The organism is Fictibacillus barbaricus, assembly GCF_031457135.1.
In the GTDB taxonomy this organism is placed as follows: Bacteria; Bacillota; Bacilli; order Bacillales; family Fictibacillaceae; genus Fictibacillus; species Fictibacillus barbaricus_A.
Genome location: NZ_JAVDWA010000001.1, coordinates 243,775 through 264,120 on the forward strand (window position 1 = coordinate 243,775; position 20,346 = coordinate 264,120).

17 protein-coding genes are annotated in these 20,346 nt (G+C 39.1%); 14 read left to right on the forward strand and 3 right to left on the reverse strand.

The genetic code is table 11. The annotated features are described in order from the left end of the window. The first annotated feature begins 91 nt into the window (after positions 1-91). The 12 genes from J2X07_RS01270 to J2X07_RS01325 all read left to right on the forward strand — a co-directional run bounded on the left by J2X07_RS01270 (position 92) and on the right by J2X07_RS01325 (position 14,645). Positions 92-1,396: a hypothetical protein gene (locus J2X07_RS01270; protein WP_310255775.1), complete on the forward strand. Its 1,305-nt coding sequence runs from the start codon at positions 92-94 to the stop codon at positions 1,394-1,396. Next, a complete protein-coding gene (locus J2X07_RS01275; protein ID WP_310255777.1) occupies positions 1,393-4,176 on the forward strand; it encodes a DEAD/DEAH box helicase in 2,784 nt (927 codons plus the stop codon). Before J2X07_RS01270 ends, J2X07_RS01275 begins: the two co-directional genes overlap by 4 nt. Before the next feature lie 315 nt (positions 4,177-4,491). Beyond that, on the forward strand, positions 4,492-5,178 hold the full coding sequence (locus J2X07_RS01280) for a hypothetical protein (protein ID WP_310255779.1): 687 nt from the start codon (positions 4,492-4,494) through the stop codon (positions 5,176-5,178). Between the two features lie 32 nt (positions 5,179-5,210). Next, on the forward strand, positions 5,211-6,143 hold the full coding sequence (locus J2X07_RS01285) for a hypothetical protein (RefSeq protein ID WP_310255780.1): 933 nt from the start codon (positions 5,211-5,213) through the stop codon (positions 6,141-6,143). A gap of 33 nt (positions 6,144-6,176) precedes the next feature. Continuing rightward, on the forward strand, positions 6,177-6,947 hold the full coding sequence (locus J2X07_RS01290) for an SDR family NAD(P)-dependent oxidoreductase (protein WP_310255783.1): 771 nt from the start codon (positions 6,177-6,179) through the stop codon (positions 6,945-6,947). Positions 6,948-7,354: 407 nt separating this feature from the next. Continuing rightward, positions 7,355-7,633: an HU family DNA-binding protein gene (locus J2X07_RS01295; protein WP_066286854.1), complete on the forward strand. Its 279-nt coding sequence runs from the start codon at positions 7,355-7,357 to the stop codon at positions 7,631-7,633. A 169-nt stretch (positions 7,634-7,802) separates the two neighbouring features. Beyond that, positions 7,803-9,647: a PAS domain S-box protein gene (locus tag J2X07_RS01300; protein WP_310255786.1), complete on the forward strand. Its 1,845-nt coding sequence runs from the start codon at positions 7,803-7,805 to the stop codon at positions 9,645-9,647. Between the two features lie 47 nt (positions 9,648-9,694). After that, complete coding sequence (locus tag J2X07_RS01305) at positions 9,695-9,943, forward strand: hypothetical protein (RefSeq protein ID WP_310255788.1); 249 nt, start codon at positions 9,695-9,697, stop codon at positions 9,941-9,943. Positions 9,944-10,015: 72 nt separating this feature from the next. After that, positions 10,016-10,459 (forward strand): helix-turn-helix transcriptional regulator, encoded by a 444-nt coding sequence (locus tag J2X07_RS01310; protein WP_310255790.1) that lies wholly within the window; start codon positions 10,016-10,018, stop codon positions 10,457-10,459. 119 nt (positions 10,460-10,578) lie between these two features. Continuing rightward, positions 10,579-12,339: a metallophosphoesterase family protein gene (locus tag J2X07_RS01315; protein WP_310255792.1), complete on the forward strand. Its 1,761-nt coding sequence runs from the start codon at positions 10,579-10,581 to the stop codon at positions 12,337-12,339. 166 nt (positions 12,340-12,505) lie between these two features. Next, complete coding sequence (locus J2X07_RS01320; protein ID WP_310255794.1) at positions 12,506-12,943, forward strand: chemotaxis protein CheW; 438 nt, start codon at positions 12,506-12,508, stop codon at positions 12,941-12,943. 13 nt (positions 12,944-12,956) lie between these two features. Next, on the forward strand, positions 12,957-14,645 hold the full coding sequence (locus J2X07_RS01325) for a methyl-accepting chemotaxis protein (protein WP_310255796.1): 1,689 nt from the start codon (positions 12,957-12,959) through the stop codon (positions 14,643-14,645). A 197-nt stretch (positions 14,646-14,842) separates the two neighbouring features. Here the strand turns inward: J2X07_RS01325 and J2X07_RS01330 are convergent, their stop codons facing one another. The 3 genes from J2X07_RS01330 to J2X07_RS01340 form a co-directional block, all read right to left on the reverse strand. Continuing rightward, positions 14,843-15,076 carry a hypothetical protein gene (locus tag J2X07_RS01330; RefSeq protein WP_310255797.1) on the reverse strand — a complete coding sequence of 78 codons (234 nt, stop codon included), beginning with the start codon at positions 15,074-15,076 and terminating at the stop codon, positions 14,843-14,845. Then, the gene (locus J2X07_RS01335; RefSeq protein WP_310257353.1) at positions 15,073-15,393 is read right to left on the reverse strand and encodes a YbjQ family protein; all 321 of its coding nucleotides are present in this window, start codon (positions 15,391-15,393) and stop codon (positions 15,073-15,075) included. The genes J2X07_RS01330 and J2X07_RS01335 overlap by 4 nt, the downstream gene beginning before the upstream one ends. Before the next feature lie 71 nt (positions 15,394-15,464). Further along, positions 15,465-16,808: an FAD-binding oxidoreductase gene (locus J2X07_RS01340; RefSeq protein ID WP_310257355.1), complete on the reverse strand. Its 1,344-nt coding sequence runs from the start codon at positions 16,806-16,808 to the stop codon at positions 15,465-15,467. A 149-nt stretch (positions 16,809-16,957) separates the two neighbouring features. On the opposite strand from J2X07_RS01340, the gene J2X07_RS01345 reads away from it, so the two are divergent. After that, positions 16,958-17,509 (forward strand): BsuPI-related putative proteinase inhibitor, encoded by a 552-nt coding sequence (locus tag J2X07_RS01345; protein ID WP_310255798.1) that lies wholly within the window; start codon positions 16,958-16,960, stop codon positions 17,507-17,509. A 474-nt stretch (positions 17,510-17,983) separates the two neighbouring features. Beyond that, on the forward strand, positions 17,984-20,125 hold the full coding sequence (locus tag J2X07_RS01350; protein WP_310255800.1) for an ATP-dependent Clp protease ATP-binding subunit: 2,142 nt from the start codon (positions 17,984-17,986) through the stop codon (positions 20,123-20,125). The last annotated feature ends 221 nt before the right edge of the window (positions 20,126-20,346 follow it).

Sequence of the window (20,346 nt, forward strand, 5' to 3'; positions counted from 1 at the left end):
GGAGTTTCCTTTAAAATAGAAATGATATGCATGAATGAGGGAATAAATAATTTGCTATAATTGGTAATAGAGCGCAAGGAGGGAGACGGGTATGGATCGTATGAATGACCAGACAAACACAAATCATTATGATTCACCTGAAAAAAAGGTCCAAAACACGCACTCCATTCAGTTATGGCGTGAATACTTTTCTGATCGGTTTGAAACTTTTGAAAAACGTAAAATGCAAACCGTCTCCTTTCGTGACATGGCGGACGGTAAAGATACGAGTTATACGTTTGTTCATATTTATCGGGATTACTATCCTGCACTTTTAAATGCAGGACAATTTTTTGATGAAGATATTGCTTTGCTTTACAAATTTCATGTGCAGATTGAGACGTTGATTCGTCTTTTTTCATTTGAAGCACAATATGGAATTGTCCCTTATATGCAAGCGAACTTCACGGCGACAGTTGATAAACTTTCTGACCAGATGTACTTGACATTGAAACAGATGAACAGTGAAAAATTGCTGAGTGAGAATAAAAAGCTTATTGAAGAAAGTCTAAGAAATTTTCAAATTCTGTATGAAATTCCTCCTAAATGGGGGTATTTATTATTTTTTCTCTTTCAGGTCAGCTGGTCCCTTTTATATAGAGATGATGTGTGGCTAGAAAAATATGAAAAACAGCTTTTAGAAGAAAAAGAGTCAGGTAAAACAACTCAGATGCTTGAATTGGCGCTTGTTCATTTTGCGTTTGCGCGAAAAAAGGATGAACTCGCTTTTCAGCGTATTGAAAAGAATGAAAAAAAGATTGAAATGGTACATTTTTTAGTCTGGATGAAGCTTTTAGTTGAGAAGCAAGAGTGGAATAGGCTCTTATCCTGGCTTCTTTATTTAAAACCTACCTTTTTAGAGGGAGTAAATACGTACTATTATCACTCGAATGCCCGTGAATTTTTTCATGAATACCTGAATTATTTCTGGAAATATGCACAGCATACCGGTGATGAAGAACAGTATGAAGAGATGCTGATCGAGTTCTTGCCGATCACTTTTTATGAATACGGTGAATATCTGATGGTAATCGGTGAATATGAGAGATGGGTAGAGCTTCAAGTAATTATGGGTTACTCGCCGGAACTTATACAAAGAAAAGATTTAAAAGAGGTAATTTCACTAAATAAAGAATCTGTACTGCCTATTTATCATCAAACGATTGACCGGCTGATCAATGAACGAACAAGGAAATCCTATCAATCAGCTATTAAACACTTAAAAACACTGCGGTCCATCTATTTCGATTTAGGAGAAGAAGATCGTTTTACAAAATATATTAATCAAATCGCATCTGTGTACGGCCGGTTAAGAGCTTTTAAGGAAGAGCTAAGGAAAGGGAAGTTTATTTCATGATCGATACAAGCAATCTTTTACTTCATACAAAATGGCTGCAAGGCAATATGGTCTTGTGGGCGACGAGACAAGAAAAAAGAGTGCATGTCAGCGACTGGAAACCTTTGTTATTCACATGGCATCAGTCTTCCTTTTACGGGACGATGCTCGAATCTGATGAACAGCAAAATGTTTATTTAAATGCCGGAGATGCGTTTTTGTTGTTCAATCGCTATCCAGATTTTTTTATCGCAAAACATAATTGGGATACAGAATCATTGGAAACTGTCCAAGAAGCAAATGAGATTTTTAGACTAATGAAAAAAGAGCGTGTTATTCCTGATTTCGAGGCATGGAAGGATGGGGTCTGGTCATGGAAAGCTGATGGTCAACGGATAGAAACGGCTTGGATCAATGAAGCGCTCGCCTCACTTCCAGAAAGCGGTTCTGAAGTCGTACCTGCTTCTTTTCGCGGAGATCTAGTAAAGGGAATTTCAAGGCCGGTCATATCGGCATTGAAGAACTTGAATGAAGAGGAATGGCTGATTAAAATAGGCTGGAGGAAGGATCCAAAACCGTTTTCCATCATTTTTGAACTTAATGAGCCACTTGAAGGTGTAGATAAGGATGAATGGATGATCCATGCTTTTTTACAAGAAAAAGGAGAAGGAATCCGTGTCCCTTACAAAGGGAAAAGCACACTGTACCCGGATGATTGGAAATCCTATAAAGAAGCTGTTGAGCAAGAGATAGACCTTGCATCAAAACTGATTTCCTGGCTGAAAATCGGTAGCAAAAAGGAGATCAAAGAAGAAATTTCTGAAAAGGAAGCTTGGGATTTCTTAACTGGCAAGAGCGACCTTTTGAGGCAGATTGGCATTTCGGTTACATTACCTGAATGGTGGCAAACAGTACAAGATATGCAGCCAAAGGTAAAAGCGAAAATTAAAACAAAGCCGCAAACAAGCGGAACAGCTCCATCCTTTCTTGGTTTAAACGCAATCATGCAATTTGACTGGCGATTATCTACTGGCGATGAGGAGCTTTCCGAAGAAGAGTTTAGAAGGCTTGTTGATGGCAGCAGAAGGCTTGTGAGAAGAAATGGTCAATGGTACCGTGTAGATCCGGAATGGATGAAACAAGTCCGAAGTCTTATAAAAAATGTAGACCGATCAGGTATCCAGCTGAAAGATGTGTTAGAACAGCATCTTTTAAACATGGAGACGAATCCTGCTGATGATGTTTTCGATATGGATGCTGACGGTCCGATGCTTGATATAGAATGGGATGACCCTCTTAACTTGTGGATGGATCAATTATCCGAAGTGAAAACAATCCCTGTGGAACCAAAAGCTGAAAATCTTCATGGGACATTAAGAGATTATCAGATCACAGGAAGCTCGTGGATGTATTTTCTGCGAAGATATGGTCTTGGCGCTTGTCTTGCTGATGATATGGGACTTGGTAAAACAGTACAAACCATTGATTATTTCTTAAAAGTGAAAGAAAAAGGGGAGCAGGAAGGGACATTTTTGCTCATATGTCCGACCTCCGTTATTGGAAACTGGCAAAAAGAACTGGAGCATTTTTCACCTTTGTTGAAAGTTGGTCTCCATTATGGAGCGAACAGGAAAAAGGGTGAGGAGTTTCACGAATGGTATAAGCAATTTGATGTAGTGATCACATCATATACGACGAGCCAGCTTGATCATAACGAAATTGGTGAGGTGCTTTGGGAAGCCATCGTATTGGATGAAGCTCAAAATATTAAGAACAGCTATACAAAACAATCGAGAAGTATTCGAAAGCTAAATGGGCGTCATAAGATAGGTCTTACTGGAACACCTGTTGAAAATCGCTTATTGGAGCTTTGGGCCATATTCGATTTCCTCAACCCAGGCTATCTTGGCAGTGAGCCTTCATTTCAGAAAAAGTTTGTACTGCCTGTGGAAAAGGAAAATGATAATGAACGGCTGAGCCAACTAAAAAAGCTCGTTCAGCCTTTCTTGCTGCGCCGGACTAAGATGGACCCGGCTGTTCAGCTTAATCTGCCTGAAAAACAGGAAATTAAGGAATATTGTCCGTTAACAAAGGATCAGGCTTCCCTATATGAAAGACTTGTACAGGATACGTTTGAGCAGCTTGAAAAAGTAACAGGCATACAGCGGCGGGGACTGCTTCTCGCCATGCTCGGCAAGCTTAAACAAATTTGTGATCATCCATACCTCTATACAAAAAATGATAAGCTTACCAAGGCTGAGGATCAGTCAGCAAAGTTTTCAAAAATGATCGAGCTGCTAGATGCCATCTTAGAAAAAGATGAAAAGTGTCTGATCTTTACTCAGTTCATTTTTATGGGAGATATGATCAAAAGGTACGTGGAAAAGAAGTTTGGAAAGCCTGTTTTGTTTCTGCATGGCAGTTTAACGAAACAGAAGCGTGACGAAATGATTGACAGCTTTCAAAATGGAGAAAATGCCGTTTTTGTTTTGTCGTTAAAAGCGGGCGGAACGGGTCTTAATTTAACGGAAGCAAACCATGTCATTCATTATGACCGTTGGTGGAATCCTGCGGTCGAGAATCAAGCAACCGATCGTGCACATCGCATAGGTCAGAAAAAATTTGTTACCGTCCACAAAATGATAACGCTTGGGACACTAGAAGAGAAAATCGATATGATGCTTGAAAGTAAGAAAGAGCTTTCAGAGAAGGTAATTCAAAGTGAGAACTGGATTACTGAATTATCCACTGACGAATTAAAGGATTTATTCACCCTTCGAAAAGAATGGGTAGAGACATAATAAAACAGACATGCCAATTGTGGTATGTCTGTTTTTGGTTTTTATATGAGGATGTAGATGCTAAATTTAATGGAAAAACACCTAATCCCAGACTTTTTGAGCGCATTCCCAGACTTCTAACTTATAATCCGAGAGAAAATGATGCTGATCCCACAAATTTGTTCCTTTTACCAAGACTTTTTAATGAAATAACCACGGGGCTTCATCGAACGACAAAATTTTCACCCGTCCCAACATCACCAAAAATAAAACCCGCAGCACAAGGAAGAATCTGATACACTACAATTAATATCCAAAAAATGGAGGAAGTAAATCATGGCAACTCTTTTACTATCAAAAGTAACAGCAATGGATAACTACCTTGAATCCTTAGGTAAACAAGTGAAAGGTCAGGATGTGCGCAGAGCTGTATTTGAAACCTTTCGTATCGATTTAGATGCGATTTCTAAAAACAAATACGGAATCAAGCTAAATGTGTATCCGGAACCTATTATGAAAAGTGTCAGGGTATCCTTAAACATTGATCCGGAATCACTAGATTTAGACGGAAAAATTATGAATATGCCAAAAGCGGAAGTGATGGACAGATATATTGAAGTTCACGAATATTCGCTTTCTTGTACTGAGACCAGATTGTTAATTAATCAAATTTTCGGAGTAAATCTGGACGGTATATCAAGCCTCGAGAACTCCAGATTATCCATTTTCTCCAAAGGACAATGGATTACTCACAGTGACCTCGACTTATTCTATATCCATACAAGTAATGATGATAGCTCACTGGACGCTGGTAAGACAGAATTAAACAAAGCAAAGTCAGGTTCCGCAGAACTGCCTGAATTGCTTAAGCAGAAGCTGATTAATTTTGGCTTTACGTATAAGGAGGAAACAGGCATTGCCAGCTTTTCATATCCTACTGGTGAATCTGTACCTGACTCATTAAAAGGTCAAATCATTAATGCGATCGTAACAACAATTCAGGCGGAATATGGTGAATCATGAATTCTTAATCCGATAAAATGGAGGTAGTGTAAGTGGGATGGTTTGAACCGACATTAAGGTGGGGTATGTCCATACTATTTTTACTAGTATTAATCGTAATTTTCATAAAAAAGACGGATCGAGATGAGAAATACGCTGGCTGGAAAATGATTTTCTACTATTTTCTTGGCACCTTTACATTCCACTTGCAAGACTGGGTGCTTCCTGTCGGTATTTTTGTATTTTTGCTTTATTTCCTGCCTAAGCTCTCTCAAAATAAGACAGCCAAAAAATGGGCTGCTGGTTTAGGTGTAATATCTTTTTTATCGGGCATTGTCATTACACATTCAGTAAATGCTTATTACGAACGGAATTTTTCGGTAAAGGCATCTTCTGCAAATGCATTTGAGATGAATTTTTCCAAAGACTATGAAAAAATTAAAGATGCTTTGAATGCTAACGGTGATCTAGTGATTACTAACCTGGAACTATCGTTCAAAAAAAGCGGAAAGATACAGGAATTCAACTATAACGCGCTTTATGTGAAAGATGGAAAAAATATGACGGCATGGGTTCAGCAAGTTAAAGGTACATATAAGATTGCTCCTTCCATTCAGCAAGAAAATGAGTCCGCTATGGTGCTGGAGGGAATGAATTATATTTCTTCTCCGTCTATCTATTTTCATGTACTTGATCAAACCGGTCTAAAGAAGATGATACCAAAAGGAGATTTCTATCATGTGGCTTTTGCAAGCAGTGAGGAATTCTCTCCTGAACAGGAAAAAGCTAAGCTATGGGATATACAAACTACAGGTATTAAAGAACATGCAATAGATGCTGCTGCACATGACGATGGAAAAGAAGAAGAGCATGAGCCTGGGTTGCCATATCAAATAAGTATTACAACCATGAAAGGTACACAAGAAACAGGCTACACAGGAGATCGATATGATTACTTCTCCATTTCCCCTGACCTTTATGAATAATTTAATAGATTGTAAAAATAGGAGGCTATAAACGTGTATTTACCATCATTCTCTTTAAACGGAAAAACAGCTCTCGTTACAGGAGCAGGAAGAGGAATCGGACGTGCGATTGCGATCGGATTTGCTGAAGCGGGAGCTGATGTTGTCCTCGTGTCTCGAACTCAGGCTGATATGGAAGAAGTTGCAGGACATATTAGGGAGTTAGGAAGAACTGCCTTCATCCATGAAGCGGATGTGACGAATAAAAGCCATGTTGAATCCATTTTTAGTGAGCTCGATTCACAGCAGGTCAGCGTCGATATTTTAATCAATAATGCTGGTACGAATATCCGTTCAAAAGCACTCGATGTGTCTGATGAAGAATGGGATACAATTATGAATACGAATCTTCGGTCTGCCTTCTGGTTCTCGCAAAAAGCAGGTGAACGTATGAAGAAGAATGGCGGAGGAAAAATTCTTACCATTTCATCTGTTGCCGGTCATGTCGCGCTCAGAACAGGTGTAGTCTATGCCTCAACAAAGGCTGCTATCATTCAGATGACAAAGAATCTTGCATTAGAATGGGGACAGTTCGGAATCAATGTCAACAGCATCGGTCCATGGTACTTCAAGACACCGCTAACGGAAAAATTGCTCGCTGATCAAGAGTACTTAAATGATATTTTAGCTGTAACTCCTCAAAAGAGAGTAGGAGAATTGCCAGATCTTGTTGGACCGGCTGTCTTTTTGGCAAGTGAAGCATCAAATTATGTGAATGGGCAGACGCTGTTTGTAGATGGCGGAATGACGATTCAAGGTTTTTAATTTCTTTTTTCTAAAAGCTCTTATGTAAGAGTTGTTTCAATTGAGAGATTTTTTTGGAGAATCTCATCATTGAAAAGTTGATTGAAGTGTAAGGTGTGAGACTCCTCGAAAATGAAAATCACATTTTCTTCGTGCGATGTAAAGCTGCCGAAGCCTTCCTTGTCCTGCGGGATCAGTGGGACAGGAGAGACCATTCAATGTCGCAAGGCGACGAATGAGCTCACCTTACCCCTCGCGGAAAGCGAACATCCTGAAACAGAGATCAACCACTTACAAAAACAACCGATATAGCAATCTACTGAAATATTTTTCGGAATTTTGTATCTTCCTGTATGAAAACTTCTTTTTTCGTTAATAATGGAGCTACACAAGCAATAATTCTTAATGTTTGAAGGAGGATATTTATAATGAAAAAAATGGATTTAGTAGATGCAGTACGTAATGCAACAAGCATGAACAAAAAAGAATCAGCACTTGCGGTTGATGCAGTATTAAATGCAATTACAGATGCTTTAAAAAATGGTGAAAGTGTTCAGCTCATCGGATTTGGAACATTTGAAACCCGCAACCGCAACGCAAGAAAAGGCCGCAATCCTTTAACTGGTGAAGAAATCATGATTCAGGCAAGCAATGTTCCTGCATTTAAGCCAGGAAAATCGCTAAAAGAAGCGGTAAAAGCCGTATAATCGTCATAAACTACTAAAGGTCCCTTCTAAATTGAAAGGGCCTTTTTGTCATTTTATGACGAAAAAAGTTGGGATTTGACGTTCGAATTAAAAAATATGAAGAAGGAAACGGGCTTTCTATCTTTAAATAGTACACAATAAGAAGTTCTAGTAAAAAAGGGTGAGAAGAATGAACATATTGGAACACGACGAACTTCCTTCAGTAAGTACGTTTAAAGAAATGATTGACGTACTTCCTGAATTTGTGTGTTTAAAAAATCCGAATGGAACATGGGCAGAAGCAAATCGCTTTGCGTTAAATATTTATGGAATATATGAAGAGTCGTACAAAGGAAAAAAACTGGAGGATCTCCCAACAAGACTTCCACTAGAAATGATCGAACGGTGTAAATTATCCGATCAAAAAGCATGGAGCACCGGCAAGAATATTAAAACAATGGAAAAAATCATTTTGGAAAACGGCCGGTCAGTTATGCTGGAACTCATTAAACATCCAACCTATACAGAAGACGGAAAACCTCATTTGCTGGTTGTGACGGGAAGAGATATTACGTCACATAAGCAAAAGGAAGAAGAGCTGAGCGTTGCATTAGATTTGTTAGAGTCTGTTCTAAAAGGTACAACAGATGCTATTCTAATTTTGAATACAAGACAAGAAGTCATTAAAGTTAATGATGCTTTTGTACAGATGTTCGGATGGGCTGAAGAAGATTTTGCAGAAGATAACCCTTTACAGCCTGTCATCACACCAGACTATTTACAAGAAGAATCGAATGAAATCATACAGCTTCTCAAACAAGGACAGTCTGTTCCTCTGCATGAAACGCAAAGAATTCATAAAGATGGGACCATTTTTGATGTATCTGCTTCTTTTTCAAATATCTGTGATATGAAAGGGAAAATCATGGGGTTTGTTATCGTTTATAGAGATATAACATCCCAGAAAAAAGTGGAGAGAGCATTGCGTGAAAGTGAAGCGAAGTATCGTTTGATAGCGGAGAACTCTACTGATTTGATTACCGTTATTGATACGGACGGGTCTGTCCAATACGTATCGCCATCTCACTTTGCAGTTCTCGGCTATGAAGAAGGTGAAATTAAAGGCTCGATTCTTGATCTTATACACCCTGATGATTTAGAAAATCTATCAGAGCAATTTATAAAGTCCATTAGGGATAAAGAAATGTTTCAAACGGAATTCAGGCTATGCCACCGTAATGGAAGTTGGATGTTAATTGAAGTGAGCGGTGTCCCTGTTCTGACAAAAGAAGGGCAGGTAGAAAGTTTAGTAACCTTTGCGAGAGATGTAACGAAAGCAAAACAGACTGAAGAGCTTATGCTGAAATCAGAAAAGCTTTCTGTGCTGGGGGAACTGGCTGCTGGTGTTGCGCATGAAATTAGGAATCCCCTTACTTCCTTAAAAGGGTTTACGAAACTGTTATCGGATGCGGACGATGGAATCCGGCAAGAATATTTACGAATTATGGAGTCAGAGCTCAACCGGATCAACGACATAGTAAGTGAGTTAATGCTAGTAGCGAAACCACAGGCAGTCAGTTTTGAATATACGAATATTAAAGATTTAATCTATAGTGTTGTAAGACTTTTAGAAACACAAGCAATCATCAAAAACATTCAAATCTGGGTCAATATTCAAGATAAGATCCCTCCTGTATATGGAGTGGAAAACCAGTTAAAGCAGCTTTTTATCAATCTATTAAAAAACGCAATAGAAAGCATGGATGCAGAAGGTGAAATACACATTAAAATTGAGAACCGAAATCACTCCATCGTAATCATGATAATGGATCAGGGCTGCGGTATTCCGCCTGAACGGCTTAAAACATTAGGAGAGCCTTTTTATACGACGAAAGAGAAAGGCACGGGTCTTGGTTTGATGGTTTGTTTTAAAATCATAGAAGAACATGGCGGTGAGATCCGATTCTCGTCCGTTGAAGGGCAAGGAACAAAGGTAGAAATCGAAGTGCCGACAATTCCTGTTCAAGGAGTTTAATCATTGAAAAATCAGTCCACACTGTTTGTAAAGGGAGTGTGGAAAAAATGGGGAAATACAGGATATTTTTTGTCTATCGGATAAAAGATTTAAACTATATTCATGTTCACGGTATGAATATGGATGAGAAGAAATTATTTACGGTGATGATTTCTTCACCAAGAGATCAAGTTGATCTTACCAGTCATTATCATCAGCTTCCGGACGATTTGCTCTCTGTACTGGAGATGGAAAGCAGCCGCATCAATACAGGTGTGTATGATTTGGCTCAATGGGAACCTTACACGTATCATTAGACTCCTTTCCTTTTTGTAGGAAGGAGTTTTTTTGTGTAAAATGTTCCTAAAAGGAAAAAAAGGAGAACATGGATGACACAGATTGAAGTTATTAACCTGTTGACAAATAAAATTAAACTCGTACGGACAGAACTTGGTTATACACAAGATAAAATGGCGGATATATTGGGAATATCTAAGAAGACGCTGGTGCAAATTGAAAAAGAAAGAGTAAAGGCAAGCTGGACAGTTATTGTTGCCTTATGTGCGCTTTTTCGAAATTCTGAAATTTTATATCATTCATTAGGCGGTGACCCTCTAGACGTTATGGAGGTCGTTGTTCATGATTATGTAGCAAATCCTAAAGAAAAAACATGGGGCGGCAATGTCTGGTGGAAAGAAGTGATTTCACAAAACGGATACAAGCTTCAACAAAATATGATCAGTAAACATTTTCGCATTCTTGATGAAAATGATTATCGAATCTATAGTTCTTACGATAAGGAAGAGGCTTTAAACCGCTTGAAAGAAATATAAAAATTTTTCACACTTGTGTAATATTTAAACTGTATTTATATTTTTGTAATACGAAATTAACAATGTGCTGTTACTTTTGGAGTGTAAGCTGTTTTACAACACTGAAGGGAGTAACACACATGAAAAGACCCTATAGATGGAAAACAAAATTAACGGCTTTTATTATTGCTTTAGCAATGACACTGCCAGCAGGACAAGCATCTGCTTATTTTTCAGGAATAGAGAAGCAAGATGGAGGCATGGGGAATACGACTCATTATTTAGACGAAGTTCCTAATATTGCTCTCGATCCGAAAATTGATAATATTATTTACCCCCTTATGGCGACACCAGCTATAAAGAAAAATGGCTCTGAACTTACGGTTAAAGTTGATACGAAAGGCAAAGAGCCCGCAGGCTGGAATATTTCTTTGAATCCTGTGGAAGACGCAAAAGTAGACGGATCTTTTAATTTGCCGGTGAAAAGCGTAAAAAAAGGATCTTCCTATTGGAAAGAAAGCTCATCCATTTATGAAGTAACGGTTTCAATACCGGATGATGTACCTGAAGAACTGTTTGATTTGCAGGTGGCTTATACTGGTGACGGTTCCCGGATCACAGATGATGAACCAAACTCAGTGAAAATCATTAAAGAATTTAAAAAGGATTTTACATTTATTCATTTAACAGATATTCATGTTGGTTCTCCAAGAAACGTTTCAGATCCTAACAATGCAACAGAAGCGGGAATGTGGGATCCAGACTTGAAAAAACGCTGGCTGTATCTTCAAAAAACGATCAGACAAGTGAATTTATTAAAACCAGATTTTGTTGTTTTAACAGGTGATCTCATGTTCGGGCAGATGAATCCGAAAGAGTACATTTATGAATATGAAGAAACATACAGAATTCTGAAGCAGTTTAATGTGCCTGTCTATATCGTGCCAGGAAATCATGATTACTACGCTCAGGACGCTACATTAGCAGATGGGGCTAAATATTGGGAGCAATATTTTGGGCCGCAGTACTTCTCGTTTGATTACGGTCCTTATGCACATATGATTGGATATAATTCTTTTGACTGGGATAAGTTTGACCGACAGGGACATGGAACAGTTTCTGTGCCTACGTGGGGTGGGCAGGTTCGCGAACAGCAAATGGACTGGATTAAAAAAGATTTAGCAGAAAATAAGGCGACAGCTAGTGCTGAACAAATCAAAGGACTGTTCTCACACCATAACCCGATTTGGCGGGATCGCGACATCTGGCCAACTTCAGACCCTGAGGTTGTAGATTATTGGAAAGAATATGACGCCAAGCATAACCCGCAAAACCTTACAACATTGATAAAAGGTGAAAAGATCGGAAATACCTATGATCAGCAATGGCATGGCGAAGGGGCTCATGAACTGATTGATGTGATGAAGCAAAACAATGTGGATATCTCTCTTCATGGACATACACACGTTGATAATATTACTGAACAGGATGGCATTCTGTATTCAACAACGTCCTCAATCGAATTAACAGGAAAACCATGGGTAGGTTATCGATTGTTTGAGAAAGACCCTGCAAACAAAAAATTTAATTCGTATGTTTACGAAGGTCCTGATAAATCAATGCCAGTATATGAAAATGGAAACACATCAGCTGGAGTTGTTTCTTTTGAAAATAATTTTAAATTGCCCAACGATGGCTCACAATCCACTCAAACTGCAACGGTAACCAATCGATTAAATAAACCGATAACAATAAGCATGCCGTTTTATATGACACAAGGCAGCTATACTCCTTCAAAGGGTGAAGTCATTGAATCACAGCTTTACGGAACAAAACAATATGTGGAAGTAAAAGTTTCGATACCAGCTCATTCAACCCAAACAATAGAATTGAATCGATAAGGAACACCACCCAGGCATAGCGCTTGGGTGGTTTTTTTGTATAGATAAATTTCTTGAATATGTTTTCATATTTGAAGCTAAAAGAAGTTCCAGATGAAACCGATAAAAAGAAAGGAACACGAGATTTTAGGATCACTTCGAAATACCTAGAAAAGGAGCAAGTGAAATGTCACTTAGCACTCAATCTTTGAAAATGGTAATGGTTACATATGGAGATGAACAATACTGCTTGAATATCGACCACGTTGCATCGATTGAACGTGTTTCGGAAATTACAGCTATGCCTGATCTGCCTGCAGAAATATTAGGGGTTATTCATCTAAGAGGCAATATCATCCCAATCATAGATTTTGGTCAATTGATTGGAACGGAAAAAATAACTGTTACAGACCACTCCAGAATAGTTGTTTTACAAAATGAACAGGGATTTATTGGACTTTTAACAGAAGCCGCAACAGATGTCATTGATTTGCAAACAGAAGCAATTCAGTCACCAGGAATTTCGCAAAATGAGGAATCAATCATTCAAGGGGTAGCTAAACATAAAGAACAGCTAATCATGGTTTTGAACTGTCCGTTTATTTTCAAAAAAACAAATGCATAAGAAGAGGTGACGTATGAAATTAAGTTTAAGCAGAAAATTGATTGGTTCATTTTTAACGATTGCTGTACTATTTGCAGCAACATGCGGTGTTTTCTTTTACTTTTTAAAAGATATGCAAAATACATATAATGATCTTCTTGATAGAAGAGCAGTCATTTCTCAAAAAGCTTCTCAAATAGAGCTTCAGACAACAATCCAAAGCAACAGTGTACGCGAATATTTACTTGAACAATCTTCAAGCAGCAAATCTAGGCTGTTGGATTCGACTGACAAGATAGATGTATTGACTGCAGAAATGATGAAACTTGTTAAGAATAAGGCAGATCAAAAAAAACTAGAAAGAATTTATTATTTAAACAATGACTATAAAAATGAGTCCAATAGAGTATTACAGAATTCTATAAGCAATATGGAAGCGGCCAATGAGTATGCGAAGTCTACCCTTTTTCCTTTAGGGGATGAGATGAGCAAAATTACGAGGGAAATGTCTAACCGGCAATCAAATCTCATGGATGAAGGGAAAGTAGGAGTCCATGAAGCAGAATCGTTCGTGGTTACCCTTATAACCATATTGGGCATCGTTATTGTTATTGCCGCAATTGTAATTGGAATCATCATCTCAAGAATGATCTCCAGACCAGTGGTAAGAATGTCTGATATGCTGAATGACATCGCAGACGGGGATTTGACGATGGATCCCATTCAGGTCAAAAACAAGGATGAAATTGGTTTGTTGGCGAATGGAATCAACCATATGGGGACAAACCTTGCAGCATTGATCAGACAAATAAGAGTTACAGCAGAACAGGTAGCAGCTTCATCTGAACAATTATCCGCCAGTGCTGATCAAACAAGTTTGGCGACGGAACAAATTGCAGCGACGATTGGAGCAGTGGCCGGCGGCTCTCAAGATCAAGTCAGAACAGTTGAAAGTATTGTTGAAGCAATGAATCAGCTTTCAGCAGGTATTCAACAGATTGCAGTCAGCATGCAAACCATGTCAGAGTCATCATCAAAATCACTTCAGGTAGCTGAAGGCGGCAACGCGACAATTCGTAAAACAATCGGACAGATGGACGCGATTCATACGTCGATTACAAATACGTCTCAAGTCGTTAAAAATTTAGGTGAACAATCTGAAGAGATTACGAACATTGTGGATGTCATTACCGAAATTTCAGGTCAAACAAATTTGCTGGCGCTAAATGCTGCCATTGAAGCAGCCCGTGCCGGGGAGCAAGGAAGAGGGTTTGCAGTTGTTGCAGATGAAGTAAGAAAACTTGCTGAACAATCGTCAGCTTCTGCACAGCAAATCGGCCAATTGATCACGAGTATTCAAGAATTAACTGAACAAGCTGTTAACGCGATGGAAAGCGGAACAAAAGAGGTAACGAGCGGAAGAAATCTCGTTCATCAATCTGGTGAGGCATTCCAAAGCTTGTTTGAGAGCGTTGCAGAAGTATCCAATCAAGTAGGTGAAATTTCTGCCGCAACACAGCAAATGTCTGCTAGCACTGAGCAAGTAGTGGAATCGATCGAAGTGATTTCACATATGGCTGAAACGGCAGCTTCATCAACACAAGAAGTATCAGCATCAGCAGAGGAACAACTGGCAAGTATGGAAGAAATTTCATCATCCTCTAATGCATTGTCACAATTAGCCGAAGAGATGAATGAAACGATTAATAAATTTAAAGTATAAATGGTAGCCGCCAACCTGACGATCAGTAGTTGGCGGTATTTTTATGGCGTGTTTTAACACGATCAAACAAATGAAGGGGGTAATCCAACAAACAAAGACGGTAATCCAACAAACAAAGGCGGTGATCCAACAAACCCAGACAAAATGGGTTCAAAAACAAAAACACACGGGATTTTCACCGTGTGCTCATTATATGGCTATTCTTGTTTATAAAACCGGTCGCCAGTATCAGGATTATAATAAACCCGTTCTTTTTTGCCGGTGGTTGGATCGATCGAAATTTCATCTGTCCAAATATAGCCCGAAGGTACTTTGGATATATTGTTTTTCTTATAACGTTTATCGTAATAGACCCATGAAAGAATAGCTAAAATGATAAGTGCGACAAAACAAAGGACTTGCCAGCCGATAAAAAGGTTAAGTGCCGTCATTCTTTTTCTGCAACAACAGCCGTTCCGTAAGCGACGATCTCGCTCATATTGTTGCCCATTTCCCCGGAGTCGAAGCGCATCATAATGATTGCATTAGCACCCATTTCAGAAGCGTTTTTTACCATGCGATCGATCGCTTGTTTACGTGCATCTTCTAGCATGGAAGTGTACTCTTTAATCTCTCCGCCTAAAATTCCGCGAAGTCCTGCCATGATATCCCCGCCTATGCCCCTTGCACGGACAACAACACCAAACGTCGAACCTTTTACTTCTTTAATTTCATATCCTTTAATATTTTCCGTAGTGACAACGATCATCAAAAGGAACCCCCTATCATTTTTCTACTCATTCATACGAATACGAATGAAACAAGCTTTCTGTTTCATTACTATAGTATGATTTTGCCCGGATTCAATATGTTATTTGGATCCAATTGTTTTTTGATTCCACTCATGATCGGCAATGTATCCGCATGTTCTTCTGCTAAATATTTAGCTTTTCCGATGCCGATACCGTGTTCACCTGTACATGTCCCCCCCTTTTGAAGAGCGTAGTTTACGATTTCAGCATTTACTTTATCCGCTTTTTCACGCTCCTGCAAATCATTTTGATCGTACATCAGAATTGCATGGAAGTTTCCATCACCAACATGACCTAAAACGGCACCAGGAACACCGACTGTATCCATCACTTCTCTTGCATACACAATGGCTCCCGATAATTCAGATAAAGGAAGACAAACATCTGTGAACATCATCGATTTTCCAGGGTAACCGTGTTTGAAGGCATACGCCAAATGGTGGCGTGCTTCCCAAAGTTTTGCCCGTGCTAAGGAGTCATGCTCCTCAACCCATTCGAGACCACCAAAGCTTTCCAGCAATTCTTTTGTCAAAGTAGCTTCATAAGGAACACTTGCAGGATTGCCCTGGAACTCCAAGAACAGTGTAGGAGCCTCGGTGTAGGATGTATCACTGTTTTTGTTTACTTGTACAATCGAACGTTCATCTACAAGCTCCATTCTTGCTATTCCTGTTCCTGAACCAAGAACGGAAGCAGCCGCTTCAACAGCGGATTGTACAGAATCGAATGTACAACGGGCAGCAAGTATCGCTTCGGGAATGCCGTAAACTTTTAGTGTGATTTCTGAAAACACACCAAGTGTACCTTCAGATCCAACAAACATACCTGTAAGATGGTAGCCTGCAGAAGACTTTGCAGCTAATCCGCCAGTGTTGATTACTTTACCATCTGCTAAAACAACTTTTAAATTACGTACTTGATCACGCATGATCCCGTATTTTACACTCGTTGTTCCACTCGCATTTGTGGCTGCCATACCGCCGATCGTTGCGTCTGCACCTGGATCAACTGGGAAGAATAAACCGTATTTCTTTAAAGCCAGGTTTAGCTGAGTTCGAGTTACCCCAGGCTGAACTTTCACTAAAAAGTCTTCGGGACGGACTTCGAGAACTTGGTTCATTTCTTGAAAATTTAACGAGATTCCGCCTTTTACCGGGATGCAATGACCTTCGAGACTCGAGCCTGCTCCAAAAGGCACGACAGGAATTCCATGTTCGTTTGCGAATGACATAATAGAAGAAATTTCTTCAGTCGAAGAAGGGTATACAACTACATCAGGTGAGACGGGTGTATGATACGACTCATCACGGCTATGCTGCTGTAGGATTGTTTCATTTTGTGTAGCTCGTTTTTCAGATGTGCGTTTTTTCATTTCAAGTAATAAATCAATTTGTGCAGTTTTCAAGAACACACACTCCTTTTTTGGGGTATAGGTATACTTTACATACAAGTAATCAAAAATCCTTTAAATAACATGAAAATCGACAAAAATGCCTAAACTAAGGATTGAGGTGATGAACGGTGTTAAAACGAACAAATTTATTGCATGGTATACTTTTAGCAGTATGTATCACAATAGCCATTTCGGGCTGTGGAATGAAGAACAGCTCAAACCAATCTGAGGGGAGAGAAGAACCGGTCATGGGTGATGGGAAAAAGAGTGAAAATCATAAGAGTGAAGAACAAAAGCGTCCAGAACAGCAACAAAATGGAATTGCAGCAGGGCAGATTGAGTCTGCATTGAAGCTTCAGGAAACTCAGAATGCGAAGGGCATCCTTTTTCGCTATACATTAAAAAATCAAACGGAAAAAGAAAAACAATTTCAATTTTCAACAAGTCAAAAATTTGATTATGTGATCAAAGACAGCAGCGGTAAAGTGGTCTATCAATATTCAAAGAATCATATGTTCATGCAAGTCTTATCTTCATTAAGGTTGAAGCAAGGAGATACGTTTAAACAAGATCTATTAGTGAAAGATTTAAAACCAGGATCATATGAATTGGAAGTTTGGTTAACACCAAAAGGAGAAACAGAAGATTATCGACAAAAAATCACTTTTAAATGGCAGTAAAATAGGGAAAAGATGAGTTAAGAGCTTATCTTTTCTTTTTTTATTGGCTCTTTTCTAGAAGGTTGTTGCTACTGAGAGATTTTAAGAGACCTCTTCATTGGAAAGTTAATCGGAGAGGAATGGCGAGACTCCAGCAGGATGAGTGGGACAGGTGAGACCGATCAATGTCGCTAAGCGGCGATTGGGCTCACCGCACACCCTGCGGAAAGCGAGTCGTGCAATGGAGATTAACCCCATTCAAGAGCAACAAAGTTTGCGAAAACAGCCTTTTTTTTCATCAGAAACAAAATACTTGAAAGTCAAAAAAGGTCAAAGTATAATATGGATAAAGGTTAATGGTCAAAGAAAGTCAAAGTCAAACTCTTGATCAGATAATCTTGTTACAAGTTACGAAAAGCGAGACGACAAAGTCGACGAAGAAATTCAACGCTTATAGTAAGTTGAAATAAAAAATTATATTAGGGGGTTACAAATATGCGTTGTGAACAATGTGAAGTTAATCCTGCTACGATCCAAATGAGTATTTCCATGAATAAAGAAAAGAAGCAATTTGTACTTTGCTCTAATTGCTATCATAAAGTAAAACAAGAAATGAACAGCGGAGGAGGAGTAAACATGAACTTTTCTTCTTTCGATGATATATTCCAACAAATGATGAATGGTCAAGCATTTAATGACCAGCACATTGAAAAGCAGGAACAAACTCAAAAAGGAAAACGCAGCGGAGGCTTTTTAGATAAATTTGGACGTAACTTATCAGACGCTGCAAAAGCAGGAATTATTGATCCAGTCATCGGCAGAGATGACGAAATTCGAAGAGTGATTGAAATTTTAAACAGACGTACGAAAAACAACCCGGTCTTAATCGGGGAACCAGGTGTAGGTAAAACAGCGATTGCAGAAGGATTAGCAACGAAGATTGTTGAGGGCAATGTACCAGCTAAACTGTTAAATAAAGAAGTATACTTGCTGGATGTAGCATCACTCGTTGCAGATACTGGTGTAAGAGGTCAGTTCGAGGAACGAATGAAGCAGCTGATTGCAGAGCTTCAAAAGCGAAAAAACGTTATTCTTTTTGTAGATGAAGTCCACCAGATTGTGGGAGCAGGATCTGCTGAAGGCTCAATGGATGCAGGAAATATTTTAAAACCGGCTTTGGCTCGTGGTGAACTGCAAATGGTTGGCGCAACTACATTAAAAGAATACCGCCAGATTGAAAAAGATGCAGCACTTGAAAGACGCTTCCAGCCGGTTATTGTAAACGAACCAACTGCGGATGAAGCATTTGAGATATTAAAAGGGCTTGCTCCGCGATACGAAGAGTATCATCAGGTGAAGTTTACAGAAGAGGCTTTGAAAGCATGTGTACAGTTATCGCATCGATACATTCAAGATCGTTTCTTGCCTGACAAAGCGATCGATTTGATGGATGAAGCTGGATCAAAGAGCAACCTTAAACACATTACGATTGAAAAATCATCTGTAGAAGATCGTTTAGAACAGATTGTAAAAGAAAAAGAGCAAGCTGCAACTGATGAAAACTATGAACTTGCAGCAAAACTTCGCCAAGAAGAACTTGTACTGGAAGAAAAATTAAAATCTCAAGAAAATGATAAAGAAGCTGCGATTGTTCACGTAGAAGACATTCAAAATATTGTTGAAACGAAAACGGGCATTCCGGTCCGTAAATTGCAGCATGATGAACAATCTAAAATGAAAGAACTAGCTGCAAAATTATCCGCACAAGTCATTGGCCAGACAGAAGCGGTTGAAAAGGTAGCAAAAGCTATCCGCAGAAGCCGTGCAGGTCTAAAGGCAAAGAAACGGCCAATTGGATCTTTCTTGTTTGTCGGTCCAACGGGTGTTGGTAAAACAGAACTTACGAAAACTCTTGCAAAAGAACTTTTCGGTGATGAAGAAAGCATGATCCGCTTAGACATGAGTGAGTATATGGAAAAACACGCCGTGTCCAAGCTGATTGGTTCACCTCCAGGTTATGTGGGGCATGAGGAAGCAGGACAGCTGACTGAACAAGTACGCCGTAAGCCTTACAGCATTTTATTATTAGATGAAATCGAAAAGGCTCACCCAGATGTTCAGCATATGTTCCTTCAAATCATGGAAGATGGACGATTAACTGACAGCCAAGGCCGTACGGTAAGCTTTAAAGATACGGTTATAATTATGACAAGTAATGCTGGTGCGGGTGCTAAACAAACGAAAAAGCTCGGCTTCAATCAAGATCAAGTCGAAAAAGAAACCCAAATTCTTGATTCGCTTGGTGGTTATTTTAAGCCAGAGTTCTTGAACCGTTTTGACAGCATCGTTCAGTTCCAGTCATTAAAAGAAGAGCATTTAGTGAAAATCGTGGATCTTATGCTTGAGGAACTTTCTGAACAACTAAAAGAACAAAATATCTCAATCACTGTTACTTCAGCAGCTAAACAAAAGCTGGCGAAATTAGGCTACCATCCTGCATTTGGGGCAAGACCATTGCGCCGCATTATTCAAGAGCAGATTGAAGATAAAATCGCAGATGTTTTGTTAGATGAAGAAACGTTAGAAAAATTAGCGGTGAATGTAGTGGATAGAGAGATTGTTGTTAAGAAAGCATAAATACAATAAAACCTTGCAGGGGGAGTTATCTCCTGCAAGGTTTTTATTTTATTACTTTGTTCTTAAAGATTTTTAGATCAATTTTGTAAAGAGACTTCATTGACAAGTTAAGTGGAGTAAGGTGTGAGACTCCTCGAAAATGAACTTTACATTTTCTTCGTGCGATATATTGCAGCCGTTGCCTTCCTTGTCCTGAGGGATCTGTGTGACAGGTGAGACCA

Bases quoted from the DNA above. Each gene is read 5' to 3' on its own strand.
- J2X07_RS01270 (WP_310255775.1), top strand. From the start codon at position 92: ATGGATCGTATGAATGACCAGACAAACACAAATCATTATGATTCACCT.
- J2X07_RS01275 (WP_310255777.1), top strand. From the start codon at position 1,393: ATGATCGATACAAGCAATCTTTTACTTCATACAAAATGGCTGCAAGGC.
- J2X07_RS01280 (WP_310255779.1), top strand. From the start codon at position 4,492: ATGGCAACTCTTTTACTATCAAAAGTAACAGCAATGGATAACTACCTT.
- J2X07_RS01295 (WP_066286854.1), top strand. From the start codon at position 7,355: ATGAAAAAAATGGATTTAGTAGATGCAGTACGTAATGCAACAAGCATG.
- J2X07_RS01300 (WP_310255786.1), top strand. From the start codon at position 7,803: ATGAACATATTGGAACACGACGAACTTCCTTCAGTAAGTACGTTTAAA.
- J2X07_RS01305 (WP_310255788.1), top strand. From the start codon at position 9,695: ATGGGGAAATACAGGATATTTTTTGTCTATCGGATAAAAGATTTAAAC.
- J2X07_RS01310 (WP_310255790.1), top strand. From the start codon at position 10,016: ATGACACAGATTGAAGTTATTAACCTGTTGACAAATAAAATTAAACTC.
- J2X07_RS01315 (WP_310255792.1), top strand. From the start codon at position 10,579: ATGAAAAGACCCTATAGATGGAAAACAAAATTAACGGCTTTTATTATT.
- J2X07_RS01320 (WP_310255794.1), top strand. From the start codon at position 12,506: ATGTCACTTAGCACTCAATCTTTGAAAATGGTAATGGTTACATATGGA.
- J2X07_RS01325 (WP_310255796.1), top strand. From the start codon at position 12,957: ATGAAATTAAGTTTAAGCAGAAAATTGATTGGTTCATTTTTAACGATT.
- J2X07_RS01330 (WP_310255797.1), bottom strand. From the start codon at position 15,076: ATGACGGCACTTAACCTTTTTATCGGCTGGCAAGTCCTTTGTTTTGTC.
- J2X07_RS01335 (WP_310257353.1), bottom strand. From the start codon at position 15,393: ATGATCGTTGTCACTACGGAAAATATTAAAGGATATGAAATTAAAGAA.
- J2X07_RS01340 (WP_310257355.1), bottom strand. From the start codon at position 16,808: ATGAAAAAACGCACATCTGAAAAACGAGCTACACAAAATGAAACAATC.
- J2X07_RS01350 (WP_310255800.1), top strand. From the start codon at position 17,984: ATGCGTTGTGAACAATGTGAAGTTAATCCTGCTACGATCCAAATGAGT.